Below are 6479 nucleotides of genomic sequence, written 5' to 3' on the forward strand. Positions count from 1 at the left end.
GAACCCGCATGTGTAGTATGACCGCCATGCCGTCAGGCAGACGCATAAGTTGTTGTTAATCTGGGGAATATTTATGATGCTGTGATGATCAAACCTGTCTTCACTCTGCCGTTTCGTTCTGGTCGCTGTTATCCATGGACGAGCTTGCAGCAATGGTACCGTCCGGGTTCATCACCGTATAACCGCCGGTTACCATGACGAACACCGTAGAGCTGTGGGTGCTCTTAATACCGCGGCCCTCACGCGGGAAGATGAGCATGTGGTTCAGCTCGATCGGCGTGCCGTCCATCAGATCCTTGCCGCCTGTGACATCCGGAATCCCGTTCGCATCGGTGCTGACCGCGATCGTCGTACCATTACGAACGATAAAAGTAGCACCCGGATCAGCATACATGGTCTGATTCGGCTGCAGCTCAACAACGGTCATACCGCCCGCCTTCGAGATCAAGGCGTCCAGCTGCTTCTGGAACTGGACGATCTTGTCGTCCATTTCCTTCTGCTTATCAGCCAACATCTTGTCCAATTGTTCCAGCTGTCCTTGCAGCTGCTTCTCCAGCTCCGTCTTGACTTGCCCTGCCACAGCCTGGTCAACATAGCTCTTCGTAATCAGCGGATCATTCACCGATCCCGGCCGATTCGGATCAACAAGCCCCGTATTGTTCGCACTGGATGTCCAGATCATCGACCCAGACACCACACCTACAGCAAATACCGCAATCAATAATACGGACTTCTTCAGCCACTTCAACTTCCGATCTCCTCCACTCATGCTATGCTAATTAGTTTATACTCTGCTAGAGTCCCTTTCGTTGCGGAACAATTTCTAGTAATCTAGAAGCTATTATATCATGCTTCTTTGACATACAGATGACGAATCTTACGTCAAAAGGAATAACCCGCCGTACAGCGGGTTATCGAAAATTGATCTCTGCATCTCTTAGGAACGGATGCTGGCGATCTTTCTCTGATAGAATAGGCGACACAACCGGCCATATGATCCCGATCTCCGGATCATCCCAGCGGATCCCTCGATCATGCGGATGAGAATAATATTGATCCACCTTATACAGCACCTCTGTGTTCGGTTCTAAGGTACAGAACCCATGAGCGAAACCGCGGGGGACAAGCAGCTGCCGTTTGTTGCCGGCTGACAGCTCGAAACCTTCCCATCGACCGTATGTCTTCGAATTCGGCCGCAAATCGATCACCACATCGAAGATCGAGCCTCTAATGACACGGACCAGCTTTGTCTGGGCATACGGCTCTAATTGATAATGCATCCCCCGCAGCGTACCCGTCTTTCTCGATAACGAATGATTGTCTTGGACAAACTGACAGGTGATCCCGTATTCCGCCAAAACCTTATCGTTGTAGGATTCCATGAAGAAGCCCCGATCATCCTCATACACCGTTGGTTCCAGCAGATAAACGCCGTCAAGGCTTGTACTTTGCACTTTCATTCATCGATCAGTCCTTCATATACAAGATCTGCCTTATGATATGCAGGACCAAACCTAATGTGCAATAACCTGTTGTTACTTGGTTACTTGGTTACTTGGTCATTTGGTCACACGAACATCCGACACATGCGTATCAAAATACTCCGTCCCAATCACTGTCATCTCCTTATCGAAGACAGCGATATTCAGCCCTCTCTTATTCCGCGAATACTCGATTCCGTCGATCTTGATGGAAGAGCGGTCACCGAATTCTTTGCCGGCTGAATAGATCTCAACACGGCGGGATCCGATCAACTTCTTGAATGCAGCATTCGCTTGTTCATGGGTTAAAGTGACGTCTCCGCTGTTGTTCATATACTCTTCGATAATCTTGCCTTCGTAGATTACTGCGATATACGAGCCGTGGTCCTCCACAAGTTCGATCGAGGAATTCATCCCCTTCAGGATCTCCAGCGCTTCCTCCGATATTCTGCGCGTCGCACTGCCCCTCACCGACAGGATCATCACCCGGTCATTGTACTGCTGCAAAACCTGCGGCAAGGTCAGAATATCGAACGTATCGACGAGTAACTGCTCCGTTTCCGTATCCCAGATTCCTTCATCCAGCACAGGATGGAATGGCTGCAGGATGGCCATTGCCTGCTCAGGAAAGCCCAGCTCTGCATAGGACTTGGCTGCAGCGATATGGGCTTCTCTCGTAATCGTAATCGTTCGCTTATCGGGGATATAGACATCCCTAAATTCCTCATACCATGCCAGATACTTCTCATAATCGTCAATCGCTGCTTGATAATATTGCTTGCTGAGCATTTCATCATCAGCATGGATCTGTCCCAATTGCTGTTTCAACGGAATCAAACCATTGTAAAATTGCACATTGAAACGTTCCATCGACAGCGCCTCGTCCATATACGCAACAGCGCGTTCCCAATCCCCTAAACGGAGATACATCTCCCCGGCAGAATACTTGACCTTAGCATTGTTCGGTTCCATGCGCACGACTTTATCCAATACTTCAACAACCTGTTGCTTAATCGCTTCATCACCAGTGTACATATAGAACTGAGTATAGATGCTTGCCAAACTGATCCCATAGTTGACGTTGTATGGATTGAGAGCATGTGCTGACTCGAATCTGTCCACAACCTGATCAACGGACATCGCCGAAGAAATCTTCGTCTGGGAAGAAGCTGCCATCACACGTATATTGAAGATAAATACGACCAGTACGAACAACGTCACCGCAGCTTTACCAGCTATAGGCCCAGCCTTCCCTAATTTGTTCATTAGCTGTGCTGCTCGCGTCCATCGCAATCCTTCCACTGGTACAGACATCGCCAACAACCATAAAGCGATGAACCAGAAGGTTCCGTAGGAGAAGTCAAAGTCAAGAAAAGCGTGAATAAATATAATAGCTAATCCAGAAATAGCTGCTGTTACAGCTATTTTCTCAGCATTAAATTCTTTCCCAGATCGCTCCCGGAACAGGATGACGGCGAAAAAGCCAAACACCAACAAAAACACCGCAAAGCCAAGGAATCCTATATTCAAGAGCATCTCCAAATACCCGTTATGGATCTCATTGCTTAGATAGGGTTCTGTCTGATACTGACCATAAAGAACCCGCCAACCTTCTCCTCCTGCCCCTAGAATCGGGTAATCGAGGCTGATCTCCCAAGCGTCATCATACATGCCCATGCGGCCAAGTGCACTGCCTGTTTCCAGATTGATGTTGCTTACCATCTGCTGCATCGATGCAGGCAGCACACGGTAGACAAGACCTTGATTGAAGAGATCGAGCACCAGAAGCACACCCACGACAAGGATGACAGCGGGAATAAGCCATCTGCCATGTCTGTCGAGCTGAGCATGTTTAAGGGAATCGCTCGTGTCTCGCTTCGACCAGAACAACTCCACAACGGCTGGTACAGCGGAGCTTGCGATTAACACGAGCAGGGCAAGCCATGCTTGTCCATCCGACATAACCATGGCTAGGATCGATAGTACACCAGAGAGCAGGGTATAGATGATGTACTTGAATTGTTCTTTCGTTCGCAGCAGGACAAGGCCGATGAACCATGCGATCGGAAGGGCGATTAATGCCCCTCTTGAGAAAGCCAAGAAGAAAGTGGTTCCGAACAACACAAGAGAAGCGCTGTACAGATACTTTCCTGCACCCGGCTCGGCACGTAAGCTCGTCCTAATGGTCATAATCAGCGAATACAACCAATAGGCACCCATCACTGCAGCGAAGGTGTTCGGGTATTGGAACGGTCCGCTCAATCGATCAGAGACGATAATATCCTTGTAAGGGATCCCGCCTAGATATCCGAAATAGGAGAAAATCGCTATAGCTATCCCCGTAACCAGGAAAATATATGGAAGACGTTTATTGATCTTCCGCTCTTTCCTCATCTCGACGATCATTACGAAGAAACAAGCATAAGCGATCCAGCGAAAGAGATTATCGAAGTTATGCGCCGGCGACTCTGCTGTAATGAATGCCAATACGAACATAAACGGCACGAGGAAGATCGTAAAGTAAGTCCCCGTCAATTTCTTTTTTGTAATTAATGATGCTGTCAACCAGACTAGAAAACATGCCATAACGACGAGTGCAACCAGATAAAAGTCGCTGTCAAAAAACAATCCCCGCAGATATGGAGTAAAGAGCATGATTGCTCCAAGTACGATCAATAGAAAATAATTCATCCTTCCGTTTGCCGCCTTCCTTTTTTAGTGTGAGATATGATTGTGTTTCGATAGATATTGATCGGATTCTTGGATGATCTTAGGGAATATCCGATGAGCTTTCTCTTGCCGCTTAACACCCTTGGCTTGTACGCCGCGAAGAACAACGATCAATGTTTGAAACAACAATTTTATATCCAACAACAAGGTATAGTTTCTTATATACATCAAGTCATACCGCAGCTTCTCTTCTGCTGTCGTGCTATATTTGGCTTTTACTTGTGCTAACCCTGTAATACCCGGCTTAACAGCTATGCGGTATAGATAATCAGGATGCTCTTTCTGATATTGCTTCATGAAATGAGGTCTCTCCGGTCTAGGACCAACCAGGCTCATATCGCCTTTCAGAACATTGAACAGCTGCGGCAATTCATCAAGTCTCAGAGGACGAATGAGCCTGCCAATCCGAGTAATCCGCGGATCCTTATCCGCAGCCAATACTGGACCAGTATGTTGCTCGGCGTTGTGTACCATAGTCCTGAATTTATAGATCATATAAGGTTTGCCATTCTTGCCGATCCGCACTTGAGAATAGATTGGACTGCCCTTAGAAGTTAGAGGTATCAAAATAAGTAGCAAGAGCATAATAGGGCTTGTGATGATCAGGATGATAACGGATATGACGATATCCAGCAAACGCTTGATGAATAATTCACCTGAACTTAAGCTGGGAGGCATCACCGAGAAGACCAGCATATCATCGATCTGCTGCGCCTCGGCACCCATTAGGAAAAGTTCATAAAGTTCAGGAACTAACAGCACTTCTTTCATATACTGGGAAGAGTAACTCATGATCTCGGCTTTTTGTTCGCCAGTGAGTTCCGGAGTGATCAGTACGACATCGATATGTGGGATATGTTCTGCGATCAGTTCTTTCTTATCCGCAGTAACCACCGCTCTGATCTCGAACCAACCCTTAACATGCTCGAATACTTTCTCCGACATTCTCTTTCCATGTTCCATAGTACTGGCGACGATTAATACCCGTTTCTTCCCGTTCAGCTTCAGTTGTACATACCAAATGAACGAACGAATAAGCACCATCATGATGGTGACGATGAACGATCCGAGCAGGATGACACTTCTAGGCAATGCGAAACCACGGATCCAGAAGCTTACCGCCACCATGACGATTAGCAACAATCCGATGCTAAGAAGAATGGAATATAAGAAGTTATCATAACTTCTCCGATTACTATTCGCATATAGATCGAAGAAATTGAAAATAATTAGCGCAGCCAACCCCAACCATGGCGCCAACAGCACAAAAGCATCCCAGTTACGCTCAGGAATATCCTGACCGAATATGATTAAGAATGCTAACACATAACCGCCATAGAGAATGATTAAATCTGTTACGGCAAGAAGTAAGGCAACAAACCTTCTCTTCATTCGGTTCCCCATACTATATCTCCTAAAATTTCGATATTAACTGTACTTATAATACCATATGATTGTTTAAACGTGTTACAAAGGAATTTGTTGTCTGGAAAGAGGAATCCGAATCCTCCCAATCAAACCAGCGATGTAGTTTTTAGCCCATTGTAGATGTGCATTAGAAGGAATGGCCTGCGGCCAGCCTGTCATTGCTATGGCAGCAAAGCATATATCGGACTCATCACGTACGAAAAATGGAAAAGGGGGACACATTAATTTTGGAAGATACGGTTTTAAAGAAAAGGACTATGCTGGGTCAATTAGTCGATTACTTGAAATTGTGTAAGATAGAATGCTGACCTTAGTTCTCGATTAGAAAAGCTAAGGGAAACCATTACGAGAATCTATTTTGATGAGCAATCTATTAATCACAAGCTCATGGAATTTTATAAGCTGGCATTTGATGCGCCAAAAAATATGGCTCGTTTGCATTTGATCTCATTAGACATCTGAAATAACAAAAATCAAAGACTATGAGAGCCTTTATAAAAGCAAGAATAGAACCTCGCAGATTATGGAATTTAAGATATAAAAGATTGGACCCCGTATTGTGAGTGTAAAATGTTTGTGGGCAGTAAAAAGGAATAATCCTGAATTTCGAAAGTACCTTCTCATCAATTAACTAAAAAAGGGCTCCAATCCTTGGTATAATGAGGTTTACCGAAAACAACACCATCCAAGGAAAGGAGCACCTTCAAGGTGAAGTGTACCACATCCATCGCCAAGTGTGTGTCAAGCAATTGTGGGCAGCCTTCTAAGTTTGGTGAAAACTCATGTTTCGGACCCAATCTTGGCAGCGCTTTTATTCCCTTCTTCCTCGCTTTATTGGTG

General features: G+C 45.8%; 5 protein-coding genes. All 5 read right to left on the reverse strand.

Annotated features, from left to right (window positions below; all coding sequences use genetic code 11):
- Positions 1–100: 100 nt before the first annotated feature.
- Positions 101–748 carry a hypothetical protein gene (locus PRECH8_RS12205; protein WP_200967384.1) on the reverse strand — a complete coding sequence of 216 codons (648 nt, stop codon included), beginning with the start codon at positions 746–748 and terminating at the stop codon, positions 101–103.
- Between the two features lie 163 nt (positions 749–911).
- Complete coding sequence (gene rfbC / locus PRECH8_RS12210) at positions 912–1460, reverse strand: dTDP-4-dehydrorhamnose 3,5-epimerase (protein ID WP_200967385.1); 549 nt, start codon at positions 1458–1460, stop codon at positions 912–914.
- 99 nt (positions 1461–1559) lie between these two features.
- Positions 1560–4172, reverse strand: a complete 2613-nt coding sequence (locus tag PRECH8_RS12215; protein WP_200967386.1) for an O-antigen ligase family protein — start codon at positions 4170–4172, stop codon at positions 1560–1562.
- Positions 4173–4196: 24 nt separating this feature from the next.
- Complete coding sequence (locus PRECH8_RS12220) at positions 4197–5615, reverse strand: sugar transferase (protein WP_200967387.1); 1419 nt, start codon at positions 5613–5615, stop codon at positions 4197–4199.
- 647 nt (positions 5616–6262) lie between these two features.
- A partial coding sequence (locus PRECH8_RS14400; RefSeq protein WP_207161799.1) for a hypothetical protein occupies positions 6263–6479 on the reverse strand: 217 nt, incomplete at its 5' end.

It is taken from the genome of Insulibacter thermoxylanivorax, assembly GCF_015472005.1.
GTDB lineage: Bacteria > Bacillota > Bacilli > Paenibacillales > DA-C8 > Insulibacter > Insulibacter thermoxylanivorax.